Here is a 24,610-nt window from a genome sequence, read left to right as displayed (position 1 = left end):
TGGGGCACGACCTGCTATCCTGACTATCTCGTTTGCTGCAGATGAGGAGCGCTGTGGAAGGCACGAGGCTCAACGGCGGAATGGGTGCGTCGGACGAGGTCTCGCTGACCGGCGGGCAGCGGCGTCTGCTCCTGACTGTTTCGGCGGGCCTCTGCGTCGGGCTCCTGGCGGCAGGGGTCTTCTTCTGGAGTCATTCTTCTCAGGCCGTCTTCGCGGACTGGCTGCTCACGGCCATTGCCGGCTGCTTCTGAGGCGGGAGCAACGGTATCCGGGCCATGTGATCGGCGTCTCGCCGCCTCGGACGTGCGGGCGAGCCCATGCTCCGTCTTGTTCCAGCGGAAGGGGCTGCGGACGAGTTCGACCACGCCCAGCCATGTGGCGACGGAAATCAGCGTGAAATACAGTGGCATGAGCGCGGCATAAGGCGCCAGCCGGAGCAGCTTGCGACGCTTCAGGCCGATGAGCGCGGGCAGGAGCATGGCGAGGCAGCCCGCAATGAAGAGGGTGAGGCCGATGGCGGCAAAGGCGCGGCCTAAGAGCCCGTCCGCAATGAACAGGCTGCCATCGGTGAGGGAGAGTACCGATGCGATCAGGAATAAGGGGAAGAAGAGCGCTGTCAGTACGGTGCCAGCCAGCGTCGCGGTGACGCCCAGCATGCCGTCGGCGCCGAGCTGGCGCAGCGCGGTCAGGGGCTCGCGCGTGTGTGTGATACAGACCTGCATCCAGCCCTTCATCCACCGCGCCCGCTGGGCGAGCCAGGCGCGCAGGCGGGCGGGGGCCTCCTCGTGGGTGGTCGACGGCAGATCCGCCACGGCATATCCGAGGCGTGCCAGCCTGAGGCCGAGGTCGGCATCCTCGGTCACGTTCCATGCATCCCAGGCGTGGATACGGCGCAGCACCGCCGTGCGGAAATGGTTGGACGTGCCGCCGAGTGGCACCGGAAGGCTGAAGGCGGCGAGGCCCGGATTGATGACATCGAACAGCGCAGCATACTCGATCGCGAACAGGCGCGTCAGCAGGCTGTCATCCACGTTGTCGATGGCGAGGTGAGCCTGCAGGCACGCGATACGTTCCGGCGCGGCTGCAAGGCTTGCTGCCGCCAGGCGGAGCTGCTTCGGCTCGGGCACGTCCTCGGCGTCGTAGACGACCGTGTATTCGCCCCGCGCCAGCTGCAGGGCCAGGTTGAGCGCGCGCGGCTTGGTCCGCGGCAGGCCGGGTGGCGCAACCACGATCTCGAACCAGGGTGGCAGTGTCTGGGCGCGCAGGGCTTCGGCCGTCGTTGCATCGTCGCTCTCGATCACCAGCTTGATGTCGAGTTTGGCGGGTGGATAGTCGAGGCTCATGAGCGCGGTGAGAAGCTGCGGCACGACCCGCGCCTCCCGGTGCAACGGCACGATGACAGTATAGATCGGCAGCTCGTGGTCGGCGGGCATACGGGCCGGGGGGCGTCGCGGCCGCTCCATGCAGCAGGCGAGGCGCACCATGACCATGGCTATGAAGACGAGGCTGCAGAGCGCTGCGAACAGGCCGAAGGCCGCCGTCGGTGCCCGGACGAGGAGAAAACTCGTAACCCCCGCGGCGAGCGCGAGTATGCCGATCTGGAAGCCGTTCATCTGCCCTCGATACGACAGGGCGGCGGCAGCATCGGCGAGACCGTTGGCGGCGAGATGGGCGATCTGCCGCGGGTAGGTTCGCATCACCAGTCTGGTCAAAAGGCGTGGCGTCGTGAGCGCCACGCCGGCGTTCTGCCAACGCGCGTACTGCTTCATGAATCGGCCGAGATGCGGCACGCCCGGGGCGACGAGAAAGCGCGGACCCCGCCCGTCCGGGCGCAGGGGCACGATGCCGGCCGTCAGACATTCGGGAAAGCGGGCGTCAGCGCCGATGCGCACGCCGCGGTGCAGGAAGGGCAGGCCCATCGTCTCGGCGACGGCGGCATAGAGCCGTTCCTCGTCGATCGCGCCCGAGGCGAGAAGCGCCTCGAAGGGTGATACGTTCCACCGGTATGCCTGGCGACGTGCCTCCGTGAGAGCGTGTGCCGACACGCCATACTGCAGCAGGAAGACGAATTCGTCCGTGCCCGCCGCGTCGTCCAGACTTGTATAGTTCAAACAGACATCTTGATTGACGTTCTTAAAAAAATTCCGTTTTCCCCCGCTGGCGTCGGGAGCGATAGCATCATTCATCATCTATTACTCCCTGCAACCCCTGTGGAAAGATTATCGACAGTTCTTGATTTGTAAATTGGCCCGTGGGGTGAGTGCGTGTGCGCGCGCAAAGCGGCGACACCCTCTTGCCGGGAGGGGGTGGCTGGCGCACAACTACCAAAATCGGCGACAGGTTCCGGGGGAAGCCGGGTGTTCCGGGGATTGCTCTTTCGCTTGCTCGTCCTCTGTCCCTTCCTCGGCGGCCCGGCCGTCGCGGCCGGGGGGACCGGTCCGGTCGTGCCCAATTTCTGGGATACCCGTACCCGCATCGAGAAGCCGGATCTGTCCTGGGTGCGGGTCGTGCGGATCATGACGGACGACGAGTTTCCGCCGCTGCACTTCGCTGGTCCCGACGGTGTGCCGACCGGCTTTGCCGTCGAGCTCGCGCGTGCCGCTTGCGAGGTGCTGGCGGTTGCCTGCACCATCCAGGCGCGGCGCTTCGACACGCTGTTGCCGGCGCTCGAGGCCGGCCACGGCGACGTGGTGGCTGCCGGCATCCCCATCACCGCATCGCTCCGGGAGGGCTTTGCCGTCACCGCGCCCTTTCACCGCATGCCGGCCCGCTTCGTCGCCCGGCGCGAGAGGGCGCCGGACCGGTTCAGGCCCGAGGTTCTCGCCGGACGCACGGTCGCGGTCATTGCGGGAACGGCGCATGAGGCCTTCCTGAAGACCCATTTCCCCGAGGCGGAGGCAAAGCCCTACGCCAATCTCATCGCCGCGCGCGAAGCGCTCCGTGCCGGTGAGGTCGACTATCTGTTCGGGGACGGGATGAGCCTCGCCCTGTGGCTCAACGGGCGCGTGGCCGCCGATTGCTGCCGCTTCGTCGGCGGCCCCTATCTGGAGAGCCGCTATTTCGGCGAGGGCGTCGGCTTCGTGTTCCGGAAGGACGACAAGGTGCTCAGACGCGCCTTCGACTACGCGCTGCAGCGTCTGTGGGACAACGGCACCTACGCCGAGCTCTACCTGCGCTATTTCCCGGTGGGCTTCTATTGACCTTTCCGCGATTTGGCGGGAAATGCCGCGTTGACGCAGCGGGGGGCCCTACCTAGTGTCCGCCGCCTCGCCCCCGGAACGTTATCGCCGGCCGGTGCCCCTCATTCTTGAAGAGATGTGTGACATGACACAACCGCTCCAGCTCGATCCCGCGCTTGTCGAGGCTGCCCGAGCCTCGGCTGCCTGGCCGTTCGAGGAAGCGCGCAAACTCGTCGTGCGGCTGGAGCGTTCGGGCAAGAAGGAGGCGCTGTTCGAGACCGGATACGGCCCCTCCGGCCTGCCGCACATCGGCACTTTCGGCGAGGTGGCGCGCACCTCCATGGTGCGCCATGCGTTCCGCGTGCTGACCGAAGACCGCATCCCGACGCGGCTCGTCGCCTTCTCCGACGACATGGATGGCCTGCGCAAGGTGCCGGACAACGTGCCGAACCGCGACATGCTGAAGGAGCATCTCGGCAAGCCGCTGACGCGGGTGCCCGATCCCTTCGGCACGCACGAGAGCTTCGGCCACCACAACAATGCGCGCCTGCGCGCCTTCCTCGACGCCTTCGGCTTTGACTACACCTTCATGTCGGCGACCGACTGCTACACCTCCGGCCGCTTCGATGACACGCTGCGCCTGGTCGCCGAACGCTACGAGGAGGTGATGGCGATCATGCTGCCGAGTCTGCGGGCGGAGCGGGCGCAGAGCTATTCGCCCTTCCTGCCCATTCACCCGAAGACCGGCGTCGTCATGCAGGTGCCGATCGAGGAGGTGAAGAAGGACAGCGCCACCATCGTCTGGCGCGATCCCGAGACGGGCGAGCGTTTCGAGACGCCGGTGACGGGCGGGCACGCCAAGCTGCAGTGGAAGCCGGACTGGGCCATGCGCTGGGTGGCACTCGGCGTCGACTACGAGATGGCGGGCAAGGATCTCATCGATTCCGTGCGCCTGTCGGGACAGATTGCCCGTGCGCTCGGCGCCACCCCGCCCGAGGGCTTCAACTACGAGCTCTTTCTCGACGAGAACGGCCAGAAGATCTCCAAGTCCAAGGGCAACGGCCTCACCATCGAGGAGTGGCTGCGCTACGGCACGCCTGAGAGCCTCGCCTTGTTCATGTACAACAAGCCGCGCGAAGCCAAGCGCCTGTTCTTCGACGTCATTCCGCGTCACGTCGACGACTATCTCGGTTTCCTCAACGCATACGGCCGGCAGGAGTGGAAGCACCGGCTGGGCAATCCGGTCTGGCACATCCATGCCGGTAACCCGCCGCCCCCGGAGACGGTCGAGGCGGCCGGTGCCACTGGAGCGCCGACGCAGCTCACCTTCGGCATGCTGCTCAACCTCGCAGGCGTGGCCAATTCTGAGGATCCGGCGGTGCTGTGGGGCTTCATCCGCCGCTATGCGCCGGCTGCCTCGCCCGAGACGCATCCGCGGCTCGACAAGCTCGTCGGCTACGCCATCAACTATTTCCGCGACTTCGTCCGGCCGGCCAAGACCTTCCGCCCGCCGACCGAGGCGGAGCGCGCGGCGCTCCTCGATCTCGACAACGAGCTCGCGCCCCTCGAAGGCTCGACCGATGCCGACGCGCTGCAGGCAATGGTCTACGAGGTTGGCCGCCGGCACTTCCCGGACCTCAGCGGCAAGACGAAGAGCCCCGACGGGCGCCCTGGCGTCTCGCAGCAGTGGTTCTCCAGCATCTACCAGGTGCTGCTCGGCGAGGAGCGGGGGCCGCGCTTTGGCTCCTTCATCGCCCTCTACGGCGTCAAGGAGACGCGGGCGCTGATCGGGAAGGCGCTGTCCGGCGCGCTTCAGGCCGAGCACGAGGCCTTCCTGGCGGCGCGCTGAGCCGGCCACGGCGCGGGTCGTTTTCGGGTGACGGTCCGGGGGCGCGACGCGTCGTGCCATGGCGCGTCCGCGCCGGCCGGGCTATGGTCCCGGCGTTCGAAGGGGTGGGACGATGACGGCAGCGCCAGACGACAACACGCATTTCGGTTTCACCAATGTCCGCCTGGCGGACAAGCAGCGCCTCGTCGATGATGTCTTTCACAAGGTCGCCAGCCGCTACGACCTGATGAACGACCTCATGTCGGTCGGCCTGCACCGGGCGTGGAAGGATGCACTCGTCTCCATGCTGCGTCCGCCGTGGCACCGGCCCTTTCGTCATCTCGACGTGGCTGGCGGCACGGGCGACGTCGCCTTCCGCGTCAGTGACGCCGGCGGGCCGCAGACCAAGGTCACCGTGCTCGACATCAACGGCGACATGCTCGCCGTGGGGCGCGACCGGGCTGCGGCGCGCCGCAACAAGGGCGAGATCGAGTTCGTCCAAGGCAATGCCGAGAGCCTGCCCTTTCCGGACGGCAGCTTCGACGCCTACACGATCGCCTTCGGCATTCGCAACGTGCCGCGCATCGAACTCGCCCTCGCGGAGGCCTATCGTGTGCTCAGGCGCGGCGGCCGCTTTCTCTGCCTCGAGTTCAGCCGCGTCGACGTGCCCGTGCTCGACGCAATCTACGACGCCTATTCATTCAACGTCATTCCGGCAATGGGCCGCGTGGTGACAGGGGATGGCGAACCCTATCGCTATCTCGTCGAATCGATCCGCAAGTTCCCCAATGCCCGCGTTTTCGCAGGCATGATCGAGAAGGCGGGCTTCGCCCGTGTCACGGCCCGGCCGATGACGGGCGGCATCGTCGCCCTGCATTCCGGCTGGAAGATCTGAGGCGGTCGTGATCTCTGCGCTCGTCCACTGCTTCAGGCTCGCCCGCGTCGGCTTCGTGCTGGCGCGCGAGGGGGCGCTCTCCCTCGCCGACGTCGCCCCGCTGCCGCCGGCGATCCGCCTCCTGATCACCCTCGCCCGCACCATCGAGCGGCGCGGCGCGCGCGAGAGCGGCTCGCGCCTGGCGGCGGCGATGACGCGGCTCGGGCCGTCCTACGTCAAGTTCGGCCAGTTCCTGGCGACGCGCCCCGACGTCGTCGGCGTCCGCGCCGCGGCGGATCTCGAGACCCTGCAGGACCGGCTGCCGCCCTTTCCGCGCGAGGAGGCCGTGCGCACCATCGAGGCCTCCTTCGACATGCCGATCGACAAGCTGTTCAGCGAGTTCGGTCCGGCGATCGCCGCCGCCTCGATCGCGCAGGTGCACAAGGCGCGCATTGGCGAGGGCGAAAATGCGCAGACGGTGGCGGTCAAGGTGTTGCGGCCCGGTGTGCGTGAGCGTTTCGCGCGTGATCTTGCCTCCATGCGTTTCGCCGCCGCCATGGCCGAGCGTCTGTTTCCCGCCATGCGTCGCCTGCGGCCCATCGAGGTGGTGGAGACGCTGGCGCGGTCCGTCGCCATGGAGATGGATCTCAGGCTGGAGGCGGCGGCGCTGTCCGAGCTTGGCGAGAACACGCGCGATGACGCCGACTTCCGCGTGCCGGAAGTGAAATGGGATCTCACCGCCCGCGACGTCATGACGAGCGAGTGGGTGGACGGCACGCCGCTGTCGGACATGGCGGCGCTCGTCGCCGCCGGCCACGACCGCGAGGCGCTGGCGCGCACGGTCATCCAGTCCTTCCTGCGCCAGGCCTTGCGCGACGGCTTCTTCCACGCCGACATGCACCCCGGCAACCTCTTTGTCGATGCGCAGGGGCGCCTTGTCGCGGTCGACTGCGGCATCATGGGCCGGCTCGGCCACAAGGAGCGGCGCTTCCTCGCCGAGATCCTGCTCGGATTCATCACGCGCAACTACCGCCGCGTGGCCGAGGTGCATTTCGAGGCAGGCTACGTGCCGCGGCACCACAGCGTGGCGGACTTTGCCCAGGCCATCCGGGCGATCGGCGAGCCGATCCACGACCGGCGCGCCGACGAGATCTCGATGGCGAAGCTCCTGACGCTGCTCTTCGAGATCACGGCGCTGTTCGACATGAACACGCGCACCGAGCTCGTCATGCTGCAGAAGACCATGGTGGTGGTCGAGGGTGTGGCGCGCTCGCTCGACCCGCGGCTCGACATGTGGTCGACAGCCGATCCTGTCGTGCGCGAATGGATCGAGCGCAACCTCGGCCCTGTCGGCCGCCTGGAGGAGGCCGGCCGCGGCGCCGTCTCGCTCGCCGGTTTCGCCGCCCATCTGCCGTCGATCCTCAACCGCGGCGAGCGCATCTTCGAGCAGCTCGAGATCGCGAGTGAACGCGGCTTCCTGCTCGCGCCGGAGAGCGTGGCGGATATCGGTCGCGCCGAGGCCCGCCGCGCCCGCTGGGGCAATCTCGCGCTCTGGGTTATCGCCGCCATCCTGGCGGCGATGTGGCTCGGTGGCTGAATTCTTGCCGGCCTGCACGTTAAGGTTGATACTCCATTTCCGTTCCGGGGGGCCCCCTGCGGCGCTGAATCGTTTGCGTACGATGCACGACGCGCTAGTTTGCGGTCGCGCCGCGCCGGCCTTGCTCGCCGAAGCGCCCGGCGCCGGAGCGATCCTCGACGGGAGCGGCGCGTGAGCAAGCGGATCCTTCTTATCATCGGAGGCGGCATCGCGGCCTACAAGTCGCTGGACCTCATCCGCCGCCTGAAGGAGCGTGGTTACGGTGTGCGCGCGATCCTGACCACGGCCGGCGCCGAGTTCATCACGCCGCTGTCAGTCTCCGCCCTGTCGCGCGAACGCGTCTTCACCGATCTGTTCTCGCTGACCGACGAGGCGGACATCGGCCACATCGAACTGTCGCGCTCGGCCGATCTCGTCGTCGTTGCGCCGGCAACGGCCGACCTTCTTGCCAAAATGGCCGGTGGCCATGCCGACGATCTCGCCTCCACAGCGCTGTTGGCCACCGACAAGCCTGTTCTCGTCGCCCCGGCGATGAACCCGCGGATGTGGCAGCACCCGGCGACGCGCCGCAACATGGCCCTTCTCGAGGCTGATGGCGTCGCCGTGGTCGGGCCGAACGAGGGGGCGATGGCCGAGCGCGGTGAGTTCGGGCCCGGTCGCATGGCCGAGCCGCTGGAGATTGTTGCCGCCATCGAGCGGCTGCTCGGCGGCCGGGATCTGCCGCTTGCCGGCCGCCATGTCCTCGTGACCTCCGGGCCGACGCACGAGCCGATTGACCCAGTGCGTTACATCGCCAACCGGTCCTCGGGGCGGCAGGGGCATGCCATCGCTGCCGCTGCCGCGGCTGCCGGCGCGCGGGTGACGCTCGTGTCCGGCCCTGTCTCTATTGCTCCTCCGGCTGGCGTGACCACGGTGGCCGTCGAGACCGCGCGGGAGATGTTGGCCGCGGTCGAGGCGGCGCTGCCGGCCGATGCCGCCGTCTTCGCCGCTGCGGTGGCGGACTGGCGCACGGCCGGCGAAGCCACCCAGAAGATGAAGAAGACGGGCAAGGGCGTTCCCCAGCTCGCCCTTGTCGAGAACCCCGACATCCTCGCCACGATCGCGCAGCGGACTGACGGGCGGCCGCAGCTCGTCGTCGGCTTTGCAGCTGAGACGGAGAACGTGGTGGAGCATGCCCGCCAGAAGCGCCTGCGCAAGGGCTGCGACTGGATCGTCGCCAACGACGTTCGCCCCGGAACGGGGGTGATGGGCGGTCGGCACAACACGGTGCATCTCGTCACCGCCGAGGGGGTCGAGGACTGGCCGACCATGGACAAGGACGAGGTGGCGCGCCGGCTGGTGGCGCGCATCGCCGCTGCCTTGCCGAAGGGATGACGATGACATCGATGTCACCTGCCGATCCCATCGTGGAGATCGTCCGCCTGCCGCATGCCGGAGACCTGCCCCTGCCGCGCTACGAGACGAGCCAGGCCGCGGGGCTCGACCTCATGGCGGCTGTACCGGCCGACGCTCCGATCACCCTGCGACCCGGCAGCCGCGCGCTCGTGCCGACCGGCTTCGCCATGGCTCTGCCCCCCGGATACGAGGCGCAGGTGCGGCCGCGCTCGGGCCTCGCACTGAAGCACGGCGTGACCGTTCTCAACGCGCCGGGGACCATCGACGCGGATTACCGCGGCGAAATAGGTGTTATTCTGATCAACACAGGTTCAGCCGATTTTGTGGTTGCTCGCGGGATGCGCATCGCACAGCTGGTCGTCGCCCCCGTGCGGCAGGCTTTGCTCGTGGAGGTCGACCGGCTCGGCGCTACGGAGCGTGGTGCCGGCGGGTTTGGATCGACGGGTGTGTGACCCGCGAGAGGCAGACGAAGAGGAACGACGACAATGATCCTGCTGTCCCGGCGCAGCTTGCTCGCCATTGCCGCCGTGGTGGACGTGGCCATCCACGCCCGGCCGAGCCCGGTTGCGGCGAAGCTGCTCGCGGCCCGTCACAACCTGCCGCCCCGCCATCTTGAGACGGTGCTGCAGCAGCTGGTGCGGGCCGGCATCCTCAAGGGGGTGCGGGGACCGCGCGGCGGTTACGAGCTTGCGCGCGAGCGCCGCCGCATCACGGCCGGTGAGATCGTGCGGGCGGCCATGGCGACGTCGTCCGAGGAATCGATGCCGCCTGTGCCGGACTCGGCCCTCGTCGACCTGGTGGTCGGGCCGGTGGTGCGCAAGGCGGGCGAGGCCTTTCTCGAGGTTCTGGACAATTCGACGGTGGAGGACCTGTGCCGTCGCGCCGAGGAGGCGAAGGTTTTCGGGCAGGTGCCGTCGTCGGTCGATTTCACAATATAGAATGTAAATATACTAATATATCGACAATCTTTTTGTAAATATGCTATCGGGGCTGAGGTTCAATCGTCGGGCCTGCCCCTGGTTTCGCGGCAGGCCGGCACAAGGGTGGAGTCGAGACCATGGCCGAACCAGCCGCCAAATCCGCCGCCGACACGCAGCGCGTGCCCGGCCGCGGGCGCATCTACAATTCCATCACTGAGACGATCGGTGACACGCCCCTGGTGCGGCTCGACCGCCTGGCCAGGGAGAAGGGCGTCAAGGCCAACCTCCTCGCCAAGCTGGAGTTCTTCAACCCGATCGCGAGCGTGAAGGATCGCATCGGCGTCAGCATGATCGACGATCTCGAGCAGCGCGGCATCATCAAGCCGGGCGCGACGCTGATCGAGCCGACGTCGGGGAACACGGGCATCGCGCTGGCCTTCGTGGCGGCCGCGCGCGGCTACCGCCTTATCCTCGTCATGCCGGAGACGATGTCGATCGAGCGGCGCAAGATGCTCGCGCTGCTGGGAGCCGAGCTCGTGCTCACGCCTGGTCCACAGGGCATGCGCGGCGCCGTCAACCGCGCTGAGGAGCTGAAGAACGAGATCCCCGGCGCCATCATTCCGCAGCAGTTTGCCAACCCGGCCAACCCGGGGATCCACCGGCGCACCACCGCCGAGGAGATCTGGAACGACACCAACGGCGAGGTGGACATCTTCGTCGCCGGCGTCGGCACCGGCGGCACCATCACGGGCGTTGGCCAGGTGCTGAAGCCGCGCAAGCCTTCGCTGCGCGTCGTGGCGGTGGAGCCCGAGGATTCGCCCGTGCTGTCCGGCGGCCAGCCCGGCCCGCACAAGATCCAGGGCATCGGCGCGGGCTTCGTGCCGCAGGTGCTCGACCGCTCGGTGATCGACGAGGTGGTGACGGTCGGCAACCAGACGGCCTTCGACACGGCGCGCCTCGTGGCCCGGCTCGAAGGCATCCCGGTCGGCATCTCCTCCGGCGCGGCGGTGGCCGCGGCGCTCGAGATCGCAGCCCGTCCGGAGAGCGCCGGCAAGAACATCGTCATCATCATCCCCTCATTCGCCGAGCGCTATCTGTCGACGGCGCTGTTCGAGGGGCTGTGAGGCGGCTCATTTGCCCGTGGGGGAATGGCAAGAGCGGGGGCGGCCCATGTGGCCGCACTTTTCATTTCTCGGCTCCGGCTGTCCGCCACGTGCGGGGGCGCACGCCGGCCAAATCCGGCCCGGCGCAGATTATCCCGGCCTGAAGCGCCGATGCGGCGCCGGGCACCGGGAGCCGAACGATGTACCGCCGCCTCGCCCTCCTCTCGATGTTCGTCTTCTTCGCCGCGGCCTATGCGACGCAGGACCGGATGCCCCGTTCGGCGGTGAAGCTGCTGCGCGGTGCCAGCGAGCATGTCGCGGTCATCCCGGGGCCGGAAGCGAGCATCGGCCCGGAGATGTGAGGCAAGACCGCCGGGCCACAAAAAAGGGCGCCTGAGGCGCCCTTTTCGCTGTCCGGCGTCAGCCTGCCGCCGCTTCCTTGGCGCGCTCGGCGCGCTTGCGGTCGTTGGGGTCGAGCAGGATCTTACGCAGGCGGATGGATTTCGGCGTCACCTCCACCAGCTCGTCGTCCTGGATCCAGGCAAGCGCCCGCTCCAGGGTCATGCGGATCGGCGGCGTCAGGCGGACGGCCTCGTCCTTGGACGTGGTGCGGATGTTGGTGAGCTTCTTGCCCTTGAGCACATTGACCTCGAGGTCGTTGTCGCGCGTGTGCTCGCCCACGATCATGCCCTGATAGACCTTGCACCCGGGCTCGATCATCATCGGGCCGCGGTCCTCCAGGTTCCACAGCGCATAGGCCACGGCCTCGCCGGCGTCGTTCGAGATGAGGACACCGTTGCGCCGGCCGGGGATCTCGCCCTTGTAGGGGGCGTAGGAGTGGAACAGCCGGTTCATGATGGCCGTGCCGCGCGTGTCCGTCATCAGCTCCGACTGGTAGCCGATGAGGCCGCGCGTCGGGGCGTGGAAGACGAGGCGCAGGCGATTGCCGCCCGACGGGCGCATCTCGATCATGTCCGCCTTGCGTTCGGACATCTTCTGCACGACGACGCCCGAGTGCTCTTCGTCGACGTCGATGACGACCTCCTCGATCGGCTCAAGCGTCGCGCCGGTGGCCTCGTCCTTCTTGAAGACGACGCGCGGGCGTGAAACGGCCAGCTCGAATCCCTCACGACGCATGGTTTCGATGAGGATGGCGAGCTGCAGCTCGCCGCGGCCGGAGACGAAGAAGGAGTCCTTGTCGGGCGATTCCTCGATCTTCAGCGTGACGTTGCCCTCGGCCTCCTTGAACAGGCGGTCGCGGATCATGCGGCTCGTCACCTTGTCGCCCTCGGTGCCGGCGAGCGGCGAATCGTTGACGAGGAAGGTCATGGTGACGGTCGGCGGGTCGATCGGCTGCGCCGGCAGGGGCGTGTCGACCTCGGGCGCGCAGAAGGTGTCGGCCACGGTGCCCTTCTCGAGGCCGGCGATGGACACGATGTCACCTGCCTCGCCCACCTCGATCGGCTGGCGCTCGATGCCGCGGAAGGCGAGGATCTTCGACACGCGGCCCTGCTCGATGACCTTGCCGTCGCGGTCGAGAACCTTGACGGCCTGGTTCGGCCTCACCTGGCCGGCCGTGATGCGGCCGGTAACGATGCGGCCGAGGAAGGGGTTGGCCTCCAGGATGGTGCCGAGCATGCGGAAGGGGCCTTCCTCCACCTTCGGTGGCGGGACGTGATCGAGCACCAGGTCGAAGAGCGGGGCGAGGCCGTTCTCCTTCGGCCCCTCGGGCGAGGTGGCCATCCAGCCGTCGCGGCCCGAGCCGTAGAGGATGGGGAAGTCGAGCTGCTCGTCGGTGGCGTCGAGGGCTGCGAAGAGGTCGAAGACCTCGTTGATCACCTCCTGCGGGCGCGCATCCGGGCGGTCGACCTTGTTGATGGCGACGATCGGCCTCAGGCCGATCTTGAGCGCCTTGCCGACCACGAACTTCGTCTGCGGCATGGGGCCTTCGGCCGCGTCGACGAGCACGATGGCGCCATCCACCATGTTGAGGATGCGCTCCACCTCGCCGCCGAAGTCGGCGTGGCCGGGCGTGTCGACGATGTTGATGCGCGTGTCCTTCCAGACGACCGACGTCGCCTTGGCAAGAATGGTAATGCCGCGCTCCTTCTCCAGGTCGTTCGAATCCATCACGCGCTCGGCCACGCGCTGGTTCTCGCGGAAGGCGCCGGACTGCGCGAGCAGCTTGTCCACGAGGGTCGTCTTGCCGTGGTCGACGTGGGCGATGATGGCGATGTTGCGCAGCTGCATGAAAACTCCTGCCGCGGCGGATGGGGCCCGGCTCATGACACGAAATTGCGAAGCGGATGAGACAGCGCGCGCTGCCTACGCGCGTTGGCACGCGGTTCCTATAATGCCATGTGCGTCTGACGGCAACGGAAAGTCTGTTGCAGCGCAACAGCCTTGACGCTCAAACATGGGCGTTTTAATAAGGCGCCCTTATATTAAGGGGATCCATGAAAAGCGGCCCTTCGACCTTCGGCTTCCTTCTGACGGATGCGGCGCGCCTTCTGCGCGCGCGCGTCGACCGCGCGCTTGAGGAGGCGGGCCTCGGCCTGACGCCCGGCGAGGCGCGGGCGCTCGTCTTCGTCAGCCATTTCGGGCCCATCCGCCAGAGCCAGCTTGCCGAGCGCATGAGCGTGGAGCCCATGACGCTCGTCGGCTTCATCGATCGGCTGGAGGGGCGCGGGCTCGTGGTGCGCGAGGCCGACCCCGAAGACAGGCGCGCCAAGACGGTGCGGCTCACGCCGGCAGCGCAGCCGCTCGTCGAGGAGATCAAGGTCGTGCTGACGCGCACGCGCGAGGAGGCAACGCGCAACTTCACGCCGGAGGAGATCGAGACGATGCGCCGGCTGCTCGACCGCATGCGCAGCAATCTGTCCATTCGCAGCGGGGAAGAGGTATGAGGCCGGCGACCGCCACGCCGCTGATGAGCGAGATGCGCACGGCCGTCATCGGCGCCTTCATCGTGGCGCTCGGGCCGGTCAGCCTGGCGCTCTACACGCCGGCCATGCCGGCACTGGTCAGTGCCTTCGACACGACGCCGGCGGCGGTCAACCTGACGCTGACGGTCTATTTCTTCGGCTTCGCTTTCGCGCAGCTCGTCTGCGGGCCGCTGTCGGATGCATACGGGCGGCGCCCGGTCGCGATCGGTTTCTTTTCCGTCTACCTGACCGGCAGCCTCGTGGCCGCCTGGTCGCCGAGCATCGGCTGGCTGCTCGTCGGCCGGGCGCTGCAGGGCGTCGGCGTGGCGGCGGGCGTAGCCATCTCGCGCGCCATGGTGCGCGACCAGTTCACGGGCCAGACCTCGGCTCGCATCCTGAACCTCATCGGCCTTATGCTTGCCGTCGGTCCGGCCGTGTCGCCGACGCTTGGCGGCCTGACGGCAAGCGCCTTCGGCTGGCATGCCCTCTTCGTCATCATGGTCGTCTACGGCATCGCCGTGGTTGTCACGCTGATGCTGGCGACACGCGAGACGAACCTTTCCCCCGACAGGGCGCTGGCGCACCCCTCGCGCATGCTCAGAAGCTACGGCACGCTGCTGCGCGACCGGCGGTTCCTGCGCGCGGGCCTCGTGCTCGGCCTTGTCACCGGCGGGCTCTACACCCTCGCCTCCATGCTGCCCTTCGTCATGATCGACCGCGTGGGCCTGACGCCGACGATGTTCGGCCTGTCCATGCTGTGCCAGACGGGGGCCTATACGCTCGGCACGGTGATCGTCGGGCGGCTGCTGCGGCGGTTTGAGGCGAGCCGCCTCATCGCGGTCGGCCTCGTCTTCTCGATCTGCGCCGCCGTGGGGTTCGGCGTGGTGCTGAGGCTTTATCCGCCCAGCTTCGCCACCGTCATGACGCCGGTGGCGTTGTGGGCCTTCGGTATCGCGCTCGTCATGCCCGGCGTCACGACCAACGCGCTCGCCGGCTTCCCGCATATCGCCGGAGCTGCCGCTGCCATGACGGGCTTCATGCAGATCGGCGGCGGGCTCGTCGGCTCTGCCGTCGGGGCCGCGTTCTTCAGTGATCCCTTCGTCGCCATGACGACCGTCCTGCCCCTCATGGCCATCGGCGCCGTGGCCGTCCATGCGGGGCTGGCGCCGCGCCCGTTGCGCGCTGCCACGCCCGCGGCGGGGAACGCCAGGGCGGCGGCTGAACCGGCCGCCGTCGTCGGCAGCAATGCCGAGGAGGCGACGCTGCGGGACGAGGCCCGCGGCTGACGCCTCAGGCGCGCCGGCGGGCGCCGAAACGCCATTGCGGCTGCACGGCGCGCACCAGCATCATCTCGCCGATGTTCTCGGCCGTGAGCAGGCCGACGAGCCTGTCGCTGCTGTCGAGCACGCCGAGCGCCGGGGCCTTGGCTTCGTTGAGCTTGCGGAAGGCGGCCTCGAGCGGCTGGCGATAGTGGATCGTCGGCACATCCGTGTTCATCACCTCGATGACGGGCGCGGCGGCGCCATGGTTTCGGAGCGCCATGACGAGCGCATCGCGCGTGAGGATACCGCGCAGCCGCCCGGCGCCGTCGACGACCGGAAATTCTTTCTGCGCCGTGCGGATCATCGTCTCGACGGCATCATCGAGTGAGCTCTGCGGACCGAGAACCTCGAACTGCGTCATCATCGCCTCCCCGACGGGCAGGCCGCGGGTGACGTCGCGGAAGGCGACGTGCTCGGCCTCGGAGGAGGCGGCCAGATAGACGAAGATGGCGATGAAGATCAGCAGCGGGTTGAGGAACAGCCCCGCAAATCCGAGCAGGAAGGCGAAGCCCTGGCCGATCGTTGCGGCGAGCTGCGTCGCGCGCGAGAAGCCGAGGCGCATGGCGAGGATCGCCCGCAGCACCCGCCCGCCGTCCATGGGGAAGGCGGGAATGAGGTTGAAGAGGACAAGGACGACGTTGGCACCGGCGAGGCGGGCGATCAGGCTGACGCGCGGGTCCTCGAGCCGCGTCATGTCCGTGACGTCGACGGTCGCACCGAGGAGGACGATGAGGACGAGGGCGATGACGACATTGACCGCCGGGCCCGCCACGGCGACGATCAGCTCCTCGCGCGGCTTCTCCGGGATGCGCTCGAGGCTCGCCACACCGCCGATGGGAAAGAGCGTGATGTGCGGTGTGCGCACGCCGTAGCGCCGGGCGGCGAGGACGTGGCCGAACTCGTGCGCCAGCACGCAAAGGAACAGCAGCGCGATGAAGAGGACGCTGTCGGCCGCCGCCGCGGGCCCGCCGATGCGCCATTGCGCGAAGCCGATCCACGCCAGGAAGAGAAGGAAGGTGACGTGGATGCGAACCGCGGTTCCAGCAATCGTGCCGACGTGAATCGACCAGGGCATGGGGATGGGACCTCCGCTTCATGCTTCACCACAACAAAGCATGAAGCGGGGCCCTCGCGCCATGCGGCCAAAGGGTTCAGGGCCGTCCGGCGCGCTTCAGAGCCGGGCGCGCCACCAGGCGACCTGGGCGCGTACGTTGTCCGGCGCCGTGCCGCCGAAGCTCGTGCGCGAACGGACGGAGTTCTCCACGCCGAGCACGCCGTAGACCGCGTCCGTAATGCGCGGCTCGACCGCCTGCATCACATCGAGCGGCAGGTCCTCCAGGCCGCAACCGCGCTGCTCCGCCTCGGCGACGAGGCGGCCGGTGACGTGGTGCGCGTCGCGGAAGGGCATGCCGAGCGAGCGCACCAGCCAGTCCGCGAGATCGGTCGCCGTGGCAAAGCCGGCGCCCGCGGCCGCGGCCATGCGCTCCGGCACGGGCTTCATATCTGCGATCATGCCCGAGACGGCGGCAAGAACGAGCTCGTAGGTGTCGGCGGCGTCGAAGAGGCGTTCCTTGTCCTCCTGCATGTCCTTGGAATAGGCGAGCGGCAGGCCCTTCATCACCGTCAGCAGCGCTACCAGCGAACCGATGACGCGTCCGGTCTTGGCGCGCACCAGCTCGGCCGCGTCGGGGTTCTTCTTCTGCGGCATGATGCTGGAGCCGGTCGTCCACTGGTCCGACAGGCGCACGAAGCCGAACTGCGGCGTCATCCAGATAACGATCTCTTCCGCGAGGCGCGACAGGTGCACGGCCGAGATCGCGGCGATCGACAAATATTCGAGGATGAAGTCGCGATCGGAGACGGAATCGAGCGAGTTGCGGGTCGGCCCGTCGAAGCCCAGCGCCTCGGCCGTCGCATGCCTGTCGATGGGGAAGGAGGTGCCGGCGAGGGCAGCGGCGCCGAGCGGGCACTCGTTGAGGCGCTTGCGCGAGTCGCGGATGCGCGAGCGGTCGCGCCCCAGCATCTCGACGTAGGCCATGAGATGGTGGCCGAAGGTGACGGGCTGGGCGCTCTGCAGGTGGGTGAAACCGGGCATCACCGTGTCGGCATGGGCCTCCGCCTGGGTCAGCAGGGTGTCCATCAGGTTGGTGATCTGCGCGTCGGCCCGGTCGTGCGCCTCGCGCACCCACAGGCGCACGTCGGTCGCCACCTGGTCGTTGCGGCTGCGGGCCGTGTGCAGGCGGCCGGCGGCCGGCCCGATGAGGTCGCGCAGACGGCCCTCGACGTTCATGTGGATGTCTTCGAGGGCCGTCGAGAAGGTGAACTGGCCGCTCTCGATTTCCTCGAGGATGCGCTTCAGCCCGTCGTGGATGGCGTCGCGGTCCTCCTCCGTGATGATGCCCTGCTTGGCCAGCATGTCGGAGTGGGCGATGGAGCCGCGGATGTCCTGCGCGGCGAGGCGCTTGTCGAAACCGATGGAGACGTTGATGGCCTCCATGAGTGCGCTCGGCGAGGAGGCGAAGCGCCCGCCCCACATCGCGTTGGCGTTCTTGTTCTGCCCGTTCGTCGGCTTGCCGCTCACTGTCGCCTCGCTTGCTCTTTTTCCAGCGTTCACGCCACTGGCGCGTCATAGGGCAGCAGGGCGCGGGGAGCAAGGCGCGGTGGCTGGGGCGAAAGAAAAGACGCGGCAGGGGTTCACCTGTCGCGTCTGAAGGGTGGGAGGAAGAGTTCGTGCGGAACAGGGGGCTCAGCGCTCGACGAAGGCCTTCTCGATGACGAAATGGCCCGGCTCGCCGTGGTTGCCCTCGATGAAGCCGCGCTCCTCAAGGATGTTCTTGAGGTCGCGGATCATCTGCGGGCTGCCGCAGAGCATGAGCCGGTCGTTCTCGGTGTCGAGCGGCGGCAGGCCGATGTCGTTGAAGAGCTTTTTGGTCGTGATGAGGTCGGTGATGCGGCCGCGGTTGCGGAAGGGCTCGCGCGTCACGGTCGGATAGTAGATGAGCTTCTGGCGGACCTCCTCGCCGAGGTACTCGTCCTGCGGCAGGTCGCGCGTGATGAGCTCGCCATAGGCCAGCTCCGCCACCTGGCGGCAGCCGTGCAGGAGAATGACCTTCTCGAAGCGCTCGTAGGTCTCCGGGTCGCGGATGAGGCTGAGGAAGGGGGCAAGGCCGGTGCCGGTGCCGAGCAGGTAGAGGTTGCGGCCGTGCATCAGGTTGTCCAGCACCAGGGTGCCGGTGGCCTTGCGGCCAACGATGATGGGATCGCCCTCCTTGAGGTGCTGGAGGCGCGAGGTCAGCGGCCCGTCTGGCACCTTGATGGAGAAGAACTCCAGCTTCTCGTCGTAGTTCGGGCTGACGACACTGTAGGCCCTGAGGAGCGGCTTCCCGTCCACTTCGATGCCGATCATCGTGAACTGGCCGTTCTTGAAGCGGAAGCCGGGATCGCGCGTCGTCGTGAAGGAGAACAGCGTGTCCGTCCAGTGATGCACGCTGAGGACGCGCTCTTGGTTGAAGTTGCTCATGGCTTCTCGTCCATGCTCCCGGGGGATCTTCGTTGCGGTCGGTGCCGCGGGGTTAAGGGCCGCGCCTTCCATAACGGGGCGCCGCACGAGGGAAAAGGGGTCACAGCCTCTATTTGCGCAATCGCTCGCGGAATTGCAAGATTTTACATTTCCTCCGCACTAAACAGGAATTTCTCCTTGTCGGGAACGCCCTTCCAGGCGTCGGCGTCGTCCGGCACCGGGCCCTTATCGGTGATATTGGGCCAGATCGCGGCATACTTGGCATTGATCGGTGCCCACCGCTCGGCACGCGGGTCCGTATCGGGGACGATGGCTTCGGCCGGGCATTCCGGTTCGCACACGCCGCAGTCGATGCATTCGTCGGGATGGATGACGAGCATCGTCTCCCCTTCGTAGAAGCAATCGACCGGGCACACCTCGACGCAATCCTGGTACTTGCAACGGATGCAGCCATCGGTCACGACATAGGGCATGCGAACCTCCGGAGGGCTCTTGCTCGCCTCATAATTGTTTGTATACTAACAAATTAATGCGGCTGATCCGGCTTGTCAATCGGGTCGCGGCACAGGCCGTGAGGGGTCGGCCGAGGCACACGGAGAGAGAGGGAACCATGGCGCACGACGCGGTACAGCAGGGTGGAAAGGGCAAGCTCGTCATCCGCAACATCGGCCTGATCCTGAGCGGCGATCTCGAGCGGCCGATCCTCGATGGCGACACGGTGGTCGCGGTCGACGGGCGGATTGCTGCCGTCGGGTATGAGAAGGATGTCGATACCGAGGGCGCGAGCCAGGTGATCGACGCCAACGGCACGGTGCTGACGCCCGGCCTCATCGACAGCCACGTCCACCCCGTCGCCGGCGACTGGACGCCGCGCCAGCAGCAGCTCAACTGGATCGAGAGCAACCTGCACGGCGGCGTCACCACCATGATCTCGGCGGGCGAGGTGCATACGCCCGGCCGGCCGCGCGACGTCGTCGGCCTCAAGGCTATGGCAATCTACGCCCAGCGTACCTTTTCCGCCTTCCGCCCGAGCGGCGTGAAGATCCATGCCGGTGCTCCCTGCATCGAGCCGGACATGACGGAGCAGGATTTCAAGGATCTGGCCGATGCCGGCGTGAAGCTGCTCGGCGAGGTCGGCCTCGGTGGCGTCAAGGACGGGCCGACGGCGCGCAAGATGGTGGCCTGGGCGCGCAAGTACGGCATCCAGTCGACCATCCATACCGGCGGGCCGTCCATTCCCGGCTCAGGCCTCATCGACAAGGATGTGGTGCTCGAGGCGGACACGGATGTCGTCGGCCACATCAACGGCGGCCACACGGCCCTGCCGGACGACCAGATCCGCTGCATCTGCGAGGGCTGCAAGCGGGGTCTCGAGCTGGTGCACAACGGCAACGAGCGGGCAGCCCTCTACACCCTGCGCATCGCCCGGGAGATGGGCGAGCTCAACCGCGTCATCCTCGGCACGGATGCGCCGGCAGGGTCGGGCGTGCAGCCGCTGGGCATCCTGCGCATGATCTCGCTCCTGTCCTCGCTTGGCGACGTGCCGGCGGAAGTTGCCTTCTGCTTCGCGACGGGCAACACGGCGCGCATGCGCCAGCTCGACTGCGGTCTCATCGAGGCGGGTCGGGCGGCCGATTTCGTGCTGATGGACAAGGCCCAGCATTCTGCCGGCAAGGACCTGCTCGATTCCGTCCGCCTCGGCGACCTTCCGGGCATCGGCATGACCATTATCGACGGTGTCGTGCGCACCCAGCGCAGCCGGAACACGCCCCCGGCCACGCGGGTGCCGGAGATCGTGGCCCACTGAGGGCTCAGAGCATCTTCTGCAACAGGGCGGTGAGCGTCGCGCGTTCCGCGGCGCTCAGCTCCTTCAGCGTCTCCTCGGTGATGGCGATGGCCCGCGGCAGGCAACGCTCGACCATCGCCTCACCCTCTGGCGTCAGTGCCACGAGCAGGCGGCGGCCGTCGTCGGGATCGGGGCTCGTCGCGGTCAGCCCGCGTTTCGTCAGCCGGTCGACGACACCCTTGATGGTGGCGGCGTCCATGGCCGTATGCCGGCCGAGCAGGTTCTGGGACAGCGGTCCCAGCTGGTGGAGCTTGGCGAGGGCGGCCCACTGTGTCGGCGTCAAATCCTCGCCCATCAGCGTCATGAAGATGGTCGTGTGGCGCTGGCTGACCTGGCGCAGGATGAAGCCGATCTGCTCGTCGAGCACATAGGCGGGTGTCGAGGCGGCTGAAGTCATCGAAACTCCGGTTGGGGCGGTCGTTGCCGCGGCCTATCACACTGCGAGATAAGCGTCACGAATCTCTGGGCTCTCCTCGAGCTCGCGAATTGTGCCGCCGAAGCGGATACGTCCGCTTTCGATGATATAGGCCCTGTCCGAGATCAGCCGCGCGAAATGCAGGTTCTGCTCCGAAAGAACGATGCTGAGCCCCTCGTTCTTCATGGCGAGGATGGCGTTCGCCATCTCCTCGACGATCTTGGGGGCGAGGCCCTCCGAGGGCTCGTCGAGCAGGACAAGGGAGGGATTGCCCATCAGCGTACGCGCGATGGTGAGCATCTGCTGCTCGCCGCCACTCATGCGCCCGCCGAGGCGCCCGCGCATCTCGCCGAGGTTGGGAAAGAGCGTATAGAGCTTCTCGGGCGTCCAGCACGGGGCGCCGTCCCGCGCGGGCTGCGCGCCGACCATCAGGTTCTCCTCCACCGTCAGCTCCGTGAAGATGCGCCGGTCCTCCGGCACGTAGCCGAGGCCGCGGCGCACGATCTCGTGCGTCGGGCGGTTGGTGATGTCCTCGCCGTCGAAGACGATGCGGCCCTCGCGCCGCGCCACGAGCCCGACGATGGAGCGGAAGGTGGTGGACTTGCCGGCACCGTTGCGGCCGAGCAGGGCGACGACCTCGCCGGTGCCGACGCTGATGTCGACGTCGAAGAGGATGTGGGCCGGCCCGTAATAGCTGTTGAGCTTGTGGATTTCGAGTTTCATGCCGCCTCTCCGCCGTAGACGCTGCCTTCGCCGAGGTAGACGGCCTTGACGTCCGGGTTGTTGCGCACCTCGCCTGGCGTACCGCTGGCGATGAGCTGGCCCCGGTTCAGCACCATGATCCGGTCCGCGTGTTCGAAGACGACGTCCATGTCGTGCTCGGTGAACAGCACGCCGATGGACTGCTCCCGCGCGATGCTTGCGGTAAGGCGCATCAGGTCGACGCGCTCCTTGGGCGCCATGCCGGCGGTGGGCTCGTCCATCAGGAGGAGCCTCGGCTCGTTGACGAGAGCGATGGCGAGCTCGAGGCGCTTCAGGTCGCCGTAGGCGAGCTCGCCGCACGGCCGCGCCGCAAGCTCCTGCATGCCGACGAGGCCGAGCAGCCGGTCCGCCTCGGTGCGGTGGCGCGCGCCGGCGAAGCCGAAGAGGCGGCCGAGCTCGCGGTGGTGGGAGAGGATCGCCACCTGCACGTTCTCGCGCACGGTCATGGAGGGATAAGTGGCGGTGATCTGGAAGGTGCGGCCGACACCGAGGCGCCAGATCTCGCGCGGGCGCATGCCGGCCGTGTCCCGGCCGAGGATGCGGACCGAACCGCTGTCGCGGCTGATCTGGCCGTTCAGCATGTTGAAGCAGGTGCTCTTGCCCGCGCCGTTGGGGCCGATGAGGGCAAGGATCTCGCCAGCCCTCAGCGAGAAGGACACGCCTCTGACTGCGTGCACGCCGCCGTAGGACTTCGACAGGTTCTCGACCTCGAGGATGGGCTCGCTCATCGTGCGGCCTCCATCTTGGGAGCTGCGATGGGCGCGGCGCCGCTGCCGGGCGCCGCTGGGGCGGCCTTGGCCGGCGCGGCCAGCGCCGCGCCGCCGTCGTCGGTCCTGGCGCGGCGACGGGCCATGAGGTCTTCGGCGAAGCCGACGATGCCCTTGGGGAAGGCGACGACGAGCAGGACGATGACGGCGCCGAGCACGAGCTTCGACAGGTCCGTCTGGCTGACAAGCCAGATGGCGAGCGCCTTGTAGACGACCGCACCGACGACGGCGCCCGACACTGTCTCGATGCCGCCGAGCAGCACCATGACGAGGCCGTCGACCGACATCGGAATGGCGAGGTTGTCCGGGAAGACGCTGCCTTTCAGGAAGGCAAAGAGCGCCCCGGCGATGCCCGCGAAGGTGCCGGCGATGATGAATGCGGCCCACTGCACGCGGGCGCGGTCAATGCCGATCGCCTCCGAACGCAGGGCCGAGTCGCGTGTCGCCCGGAGCGCATAGCCGAAGGGCGAGAAGACGAGAACCCTGAGCGCGGCGATGCCGGCGACGGAGACGGCGAGTGCCAGCCAGTAGAAGGCGGCGGGGCTCGAGGCCCAGCTCGCCGGCCACACGCCGAGGATGCCGTTGTCGCCGCCGGTCACCTCCACCCACTGGAAGGCGATGGACCAGGCGATCTGCGCGAAGGCGAGCGTCAGCATGGCGAAATAGACGCCGGACAGCCGCACGCAGAACCAGCCGAAGAGGATGGCGCCGGCCACCCCCAGCAGCGGCCCGAGCAGGAGTGAGGCAACCATCGGCGCGCCGAACATGGTGGTGGCGAAGGCCGCACCATAGGCCCCGAGGCCGAAGTAGGCCGCATGGCCGAAGGAGGCGAGGCCGCCCACCGTCATGAGGAAGTGCAGGCTCGCCGCGAACAGGGCGAAGACAGCGATCTCCGCCAGCACCGTCAGCACGTAGTTGCCGGCGACGAGGGGGACGAAGCCCGCGACGACGACGAGCGCGAGCATGAGCAGGCGCTGGTTGGGACTCATCGGGTGCCAGGGACGGATGCTGAGCCCGGCCGGCTGGCGCGCGGGCCCTTCCGGACGCCCGAGCAGGCCCCATGGCCGCACGATCAGCACGCAGGCCATGACGAGGAAGACGAGAACAATCGAGATCTTGGGGAAGACCAGGATGCCGAAGGCATTGAGCTCGGAGACCAGCACGGCGGCGATAAAGGCGCCGAGCACGCTGCCGAGGCCGCCGATGACGACGACAACGAAGACCTCGACGATGATGGACAGGTCCATCAGGTGGGTCACGGCGTTGCGCGGAATCTGCAGCGCGCCGCCGAGGCCGGCGAGAAAGATACCGAGCGCGAAGACCGAGGTGAACAGCCACGTCTGGTTGACGCCGAGCGCCGCCACCATGTCGCGGTCCTGGGTCGCGGCGCGCACGAGCACACCCCAGCGCGTGCGGTGGAAGAGAATCCAGAGGGCGCCGAGCACCAGCGGGCCGAGGACGATGAGAAAGAGGTCGTAGGTCGGGACGGCGAGGCCGAGGATGTCAACGGCACCCCGCAGGCCGGGAGCGCGCGGGCCGACGAGATCCTCCGGGCCCCAGATCATCACCACGAGATCCTGCACCATCAGCGTCACGCCGAAGGTGGCGAGGAGCTGGAACAGCTCCGGCGCGCGATAGATGCGGCGCAGCAGCACGATCTCCAGCAGCGCACCGATGGCCGCGACCACGAGCGCGGCGAGAAGGATGCCGCCCCAGAAGCCGAAGAAGCCCTCGAACCGCTCGGTGAGCGTGTAGGCCACGTAGGCGCCGAGCATGTAGAAGGCGCCATGGGCGAAGTTCACGATGCGCGTGACGCCGAAGATGATCGACAGCCCGGACGCGACGAGAAACAGGGAAGCCGCGCTGGCGAGGCCTGTCAGAAACTGGACGACGAAGAATTCCACGGACGCGACCCTCTGGTTCGGTCAGGCCCGGCGTCGTTGCGCCGGGTGCGCGGGATGAGCGACGCTGGCTCGTTGCCTCCCCACGGGAGGAGCGGGAGGGCCCGCGGACAGCGGAGCGTCGGGTCGTCATGACCCCGACCCTTCCCGAGCCGGTCGGGTCACCCCGGCCGGCTCCCTGGAAACGAGGCTCGGGCCGCGCCCGGCCTCGCGGATTAAGAAGGCTGCGCCTTGCGGCGCTGCCTCCGCGTCCCCGC

The 24,610-nt window shown here is 67.8% G+C and carries 22 protein-coding genes; 12 read left to right on the top strand and 10 right to left on the bottom strand.

What is annotated here, in order from left to right:
* Positions 1 to 23: 23 nt before the first annotated feature.
* A complete protein-coding gene (locus HNQ73_RS05230; RefSeq protein ID WP_183332943.1) occupies positions 24 to 2,111 on the bottom strand; it encodes a glycosyltransferase family 2 protein in 2,088 nt (695 codons plus the stop codon).
* A gap of 270 nt (positions 2,112 to 2,381) precedes the next feature.
* On the opposite strand from HNQ73_RS05230, the gene HNQ73_RS05225 reads away from it, so the two are divergent.
* The 9 genes from HNQ73_RS05225 to HNQ73_RS05185 all read left to right on the top strand — a co-directional run bounded on the left by HNQ73_RS05225 (position 2,382) and on the right by HNQ73_RS05185 (position 11,258).
* Positions 2,382 to 3,200, top strand: a complete 819-nt coding sequence (locus HNQ73_RS05225; RefSeq protein ID WP_244649893.1) for a transporter substrate-binding domain-containing protein — start codon at positions 2,382 to 2,384, stop codon at positions 3,198 to 3,200.
* A gap of 124 nt (positions 3,201 to 3,324) precedes the next feature.
* Positions 3,325 to 5,028 carry a lysine--tRNA ligase gene (locus HNQ73_RS05220; protein WP_183332939.1) on the top strand — a complete coding sequence of 568 codons (1,704 nt, stop codon included), beginning with the start codon at positions 3,325 to 3,327 and terminating at the stop codon, positions 5,026 to 5,028.
* A 112-nt stretch (positions 5,029 to 5,140) separates the two neighbouring features.
* Positions 5,141 to 5,902, top strand: a complete 762-nt coding sequence (ubiE, locus tag HNQ73_RS05215) for a bifunctional demethylmenaquinone methyltransferase/2-methoxy-6-polyprenyl-1,4-benzoquinol methylase UbiE (protein ID WP_183332937.1) — start codon at positions 5,141 to 5,143, stop codon at positions 5,900 to 5,902.
* A 7-nt stretch (positions 5,903 to 5,909) separates the two neighbouring features.
* Positions 5,910 to 7,478 (top strand): 2-polyprenylphenol 6-hydroxylase, encoded by a 1,569-nt coding sequence (gene ubiB / locus HNQ73_RS05210; protein WP_183332935.1) that lies wholly within the window; start codon positions 5,910 to 5,912, stop codon positions 7,476 to 7,478.
* Between the two features lie 171 nt (positions 7,479 to 7,649).
* Complete coding sequence (gene coaBC / locus HNQ73_RS05205) at positions 7,650 to 8,852, top strand: bifunctional phosphopantothenoylcysteine decarboxylase/phosphopantothenate--cysteine ligase CoaBC (RefSeq protein WP_183332933.1); 1,203 nt, start codon at positions 7,650 to 7,652, stop codon at positions 8,850 to 8,852.
* An 11-nt stretch (positions 8,853 to 8,863) separates the two neighbouring features.
* A complete protein-coding gene (dut, locus tag HNQ73_RS05200) occupies positions 8,864 to 9,325 on the top strand; it encodes a dUTP diphosphatase (RefSeq protein ID WP_373284862.1) in 462 nt (153 codons plus the stop codon).
* Positions 9,326 to 9,358: 33 nt separating this feature from the next.
* Entirely contained in the window at positions 9,359 to 9,811 is a 453-nt protein-coding gene (locus HNQ73_RS05195; RefSeq protein WP_183332929.1) for an RrF2 family transcriptional regulator, read from the top strand.
* 119 nt (positions 9,812 to 9,930) lie between these two features.
* The gene (gene cysK, locus HNQ73_RS05190) at positions 9,931 to 10,917 is read left to right on the top strand and encodes a cysteine synthase A (protein ID WP_183332927.1); all 987 of its coding nucleotides are present in this window, start codon (positions 9,931 to 9,933) and stop codon (positions 10,915 to 10,917) included.
* A 179-nt stretch (positions 10,918 to 11,096) separates the two neighbouring features.
* Positions 11,097 to 11,258, top strand: a complete 162-nt coding sequence (locus HNQ73_RS05185) for a hypothetical protein (RefSeq protein ID WP_183332925.1) — start codon at positions 11,097 to 11,099, stop codon at positions 11,256 to 11,258.
* 58 nt (positions 11,259 to 11,316) lie between these two features.
* Here HNQ73_RS05185 and typA read toward each other — a convergent pair whose 3' ends face one another.
* Positions 11,317 to 13,146, bottom strand: a complete 1,830-nt coding sequence (gene typA, locus HNQ73_RS05180) for a translational GTPase TypA (RefSeq protein WP_183332923.1) — start codon at positions 13,144 to 13,146, stop codon at positions 11,317 to 11,319.
* A gap of 206 nt (positions 13,147 to 13,352) precedes the next feature.
* On the opposite strand from typA, the gene HNQ73_RS05175 reads away from it, so the two are divergent.
* Both HNQ73_RS05175 and HNQ73_RS05170 read left to right on the top strand, forming a co-directional pair.
* Positions 13,353 to 13,802, top strand: coding sequence for a MarR family winged helix-turn-helix transcriptional regulator (locus HNQ73_RS05175; RefSeq protein ID WP_183332921.1), 450 nt, complete (start codon positions 13,353 to 13,355; stop codon positions 13,800 to 13,802).
* Entirely contained in the window at positions 13,799 to 15,106 is a 1,308-nt protein-coding gene (locus tag HNQ73_RS05170) for a multidrug effflux MFS transporter (protein ID WP_183332919.1), read from the top strand. The genes HNQ73_RS05175 and HNQ73_RS05170 overlap by 4 nt, the downstream gene beginning before the upstream one ends.
* 4 nt (positions 15,107 to 15,110) lie before the next feature.
* Here HNQ73_RS05170 and HNQ73_RS05165 read toward each other — a convergent pair whose 3' ends face one another.
* The 4 genes from HNQ73_RS05165 to fdxA all read right to left on the bottom strand — a co-directional run bounded on the left by HNQ73_RS05165 (position 15,111) and on the right by fdxA (position 19,135).
* Positions 15,111 to 16,217: a site-2 protease family protein gene (locus tag HNQ73_RS05165; protein ID WP_183332917.1), complete on the bottom strand. Its 1,107-nt coding sequence runs from the start codon at positions 16,215 to 16,217 to the stop codon at positions 15,111 to 15,113.
* Positions 16,218 to 16,313: 96 nt separating this feature from the next.
* A complete protein-coding gene (gene argH, locus HNQ73_RS05160; protein WP_183333343.1) occupies positions 16,314 to 17,678 on the bottom strand; it encodes an argininosuccinate lyase in 1,365 nt (454 codons plus the stop codon).
* 210 nt (positions 17,679 to 17,888) lie between these two features.
* The gene (locus HNQ73_RS05155; RefSeq protein ID WP_183332915.1) at positions 17,889 to 18,662 is read right to left on the bottom strand and encodes a ferredoxin--NADP reductase; all 774 of its coding nucleotides are present in this window, start codon (positions 18,660 to 18,662) and stop codon (positions 17,889 to 17,891) included.
* Between the two features lie 143 nt (positions 18,663 to 18,805).
* Complete coding sequence (gene fdxA, locus HNQ73_RS05150; protein ID WP_183332913.1) at positions 18,806 to 19,135, bottom strand: ferredoxin FdxA; 330 nt, start codon at positions 19,133 to 19,135, stop codon at positions 18,806 to 18,808.
* 137 nt (positions 19,136 to 19,272) lie between these two features.
* On the opposite strand from fdxA, the gene HNQ73_RS05145 reads away from it, so the two are divergent.
* Complete coding sequence (locus HNQ73_RS05145) at positions 19,273 to 20,469, top strand: amidohydrolase family protein (protein ID WP_183332911.1); 1,197 nt, start codon at positions 19,273 to 19,275, stop codon at positions 20,467 to 20,469.
* 4 nt (positions 20,470 to 20,473) lie between these two features.
* On the opposite strand, the gene HNQ73_RS05140 is transcribed toward HNQ73_RS05145, so the two are convergent.
* The 4 genes from HNQ73_RS05140 to HNQ73_RS05125 are packed head-to-tail and all read right to left on the bottom strand — an operon-like array spanning position 20,474 to position 24,356.
* Positions 20,474 to 20,905 carry a MarR family winged helix-turn-helix transcriptional regulator gene (locus tag HNQ73_RS05140; protein WP_183332909.1) on the bottom strand — a complete coding sequence of 144 codons (432 nt, stop codon included), beginning with the start codon at positions 20,903 to 20,905 and terminating at the stop codon, positions 20,474 to 20,476.
* A gap of 36 nt (positions 20,906 to 20,941) precedes the next feature.
* Complete coding sequence (locus HNQ73_RS05135) at positions 20,942 to 21,646, bottom strand: ABC transporter ATP-binding protein (RefSeq protein WP_183332907.1); 705 nt, start codon at positions 21,644 to 21,646, stop codon at positions 20,942 to 20,944.
* The gene (locus HNQ73_RS05130; RefSeq protein ID WP_183332905.1) at positions 21,643 to 22,413 is read right to left on the bottom strand and encodes an ABC transporter ATP-binding protein; all 771 of its coding nucleotides are present in this window, start codon (positions 22,411 to 22,413) and stop codon (positions 21,643 to 21,645) included. Before HNQ73_RS05130 ends, HNQ73_RS05135 begins: the two co-directional genes overlap by 4 nt.
* Positions 22,410 to 24,356, bottom strand: coding sequence for an ABC transporter permease (locus tag HNQ73_RS05125; protein ID WP_183332903.1), 1,947 nt, complete (start codon positions 24,354 to 24,356; stop codon positions 22,410 to 22,412). The genes HNQ73_RS05130 and HNQ73_RS05125 overlap by 4 nt, the downstream gene beginning before the upstream one ends.
* Between the last annotated feature and the right edge of the window lie 254 nt (positions 24,357 to 24,610).

Source organism: Chelatococcus composti (assembly GCF_014201415.1).
GTDB lineage: Bacteria > Pseudomonadota > Alphaproteobacteria > Rhizobiales > Beijerinckiaceae > Chelatococcus_A > Chelatococcus_A composti.
The sequence above is the reverse complement of the archived record's forward strand: the minus strand, read 5'-3'. Positions and strand labels throughout refer to the sequence as shown.

Bases quoted from the DNA above. Each gene is read 5' to 3' on its own strand.
- HNQ73_RS05220 (WP_183332939.1), top strand. From the start codon at position 3,325: ATGACACAACCGCTCCAGCTCGATCCCGCGCTTGTCGAGGCTGCCCGA.
- ubiE (WP_183332937.1), top strand. From the start codon at position 5,141: ATGACGGCAGCGCCAGACGACAACACGCATTTCGGTTTCACCAATGTC.
- dut (WP_373284862.1), top strand. From the start codon at position 8,864: ATGTCACCTGCCGATCCCATCGTGGAGATCGTCCGCCTGCCGCATGCC.
- HNQ73_RS05195 (WP_183332929.1), top strand. From the start codon at position 9,359: ATGATCCTGCTGTCCCGGCGCAGCTTGCTCGCCATTGCCGCCGTGGTG.
- cysK (WP_183332927.1), top strand. From the start codon at position 9,931: ATGGCCGAACCAGCCGCCAAATCCGCCGCCGACACGCAGCGCGTGCCC.
- HNQ73_RS05185 (WP_183332925.1), top strand. From the start codon at position 11,097: ATGTACCGCCGCCTCGCCCTCCTCTCGATGTTCGTCTTCTTCGCCGCG.
- typA (WP_183332923.1), bottom strand. From the start codon at position 13,146: ATGCAGCTGCGCAACATCGCCATCATCGCCCACGTCGACCACGGCAAG.
- HNQ73_RS05175 (WP_183332921.1), top strand. From the start codon at position 13,353: ATGAAAAGCGGCCCTTCGACCTTCGGCTTCCTTCTGACGGATGCGGCG.
- HNQ73_RS05170 (WP_183332919.1), top strand. From the start codon at position 13,799: ATGAGGCCGGCGACCGCCACGCCGCTGATGAGCGAGATGCGCACGGCC.
- HNQ73_RS05165 (WP_183332917.1), bottom strand. From the start codon at position 16,217: ATGCCCTGGTCGATTCACGTCGGCACGATTGCTGGAACCGCGGTTCGC.
- argH (WP_183333343.1), bottom strand. From the start codon at position 17,678: ATGTGGGGCGGGCGCTTCGCCTCCTCGCCGAGCGCACTCATGGAGGCC.
- HNQ73_RS05155 (WP_183332915.1), bottom strand. From the start codon at position 18,662: ATGAGCAACTTCAACCAAGAGCGCGTCCTCAGCGTGCATCACTGGACG.
- fdxA (WP_183332913.1), bottom strand. From the start codon at position 19,135: ATGCCCTATGTCGTGACCGATGGCTGCATCCGTTGCAAGTACCAGGAT.
- HNQ73_RS05145 (WP_183332911.1), top strand. From the start codon at position 19,273: ATGGCGCACGACGCGGTACAGCAGGGTGGAAAGGGCAAGCTCGTCATC.
- HNQ73_RS05140 (WP_183332909.1), bottom strand. From the start codon at position 20,905: ATGACTTCAGCCGCCTCGACACCCGCCTATGTGCTCGACGAGCAGATC.
- HNQ73_RS05135 (WP_183332907.1), bottom strand. From the start codon at position 21,646: ATGAAACTCGAAATCCACAAGCTCAACAGCTATTACGGGCCGGCCCAC.
- HNQ73_RS05130 (WP_183332905.1), bottom strand. From the start codon at position 22,413: ATGAGCGAGCCCATCCTCGAGGTCGAGAACCTGTCGAAGTCCTACGGC.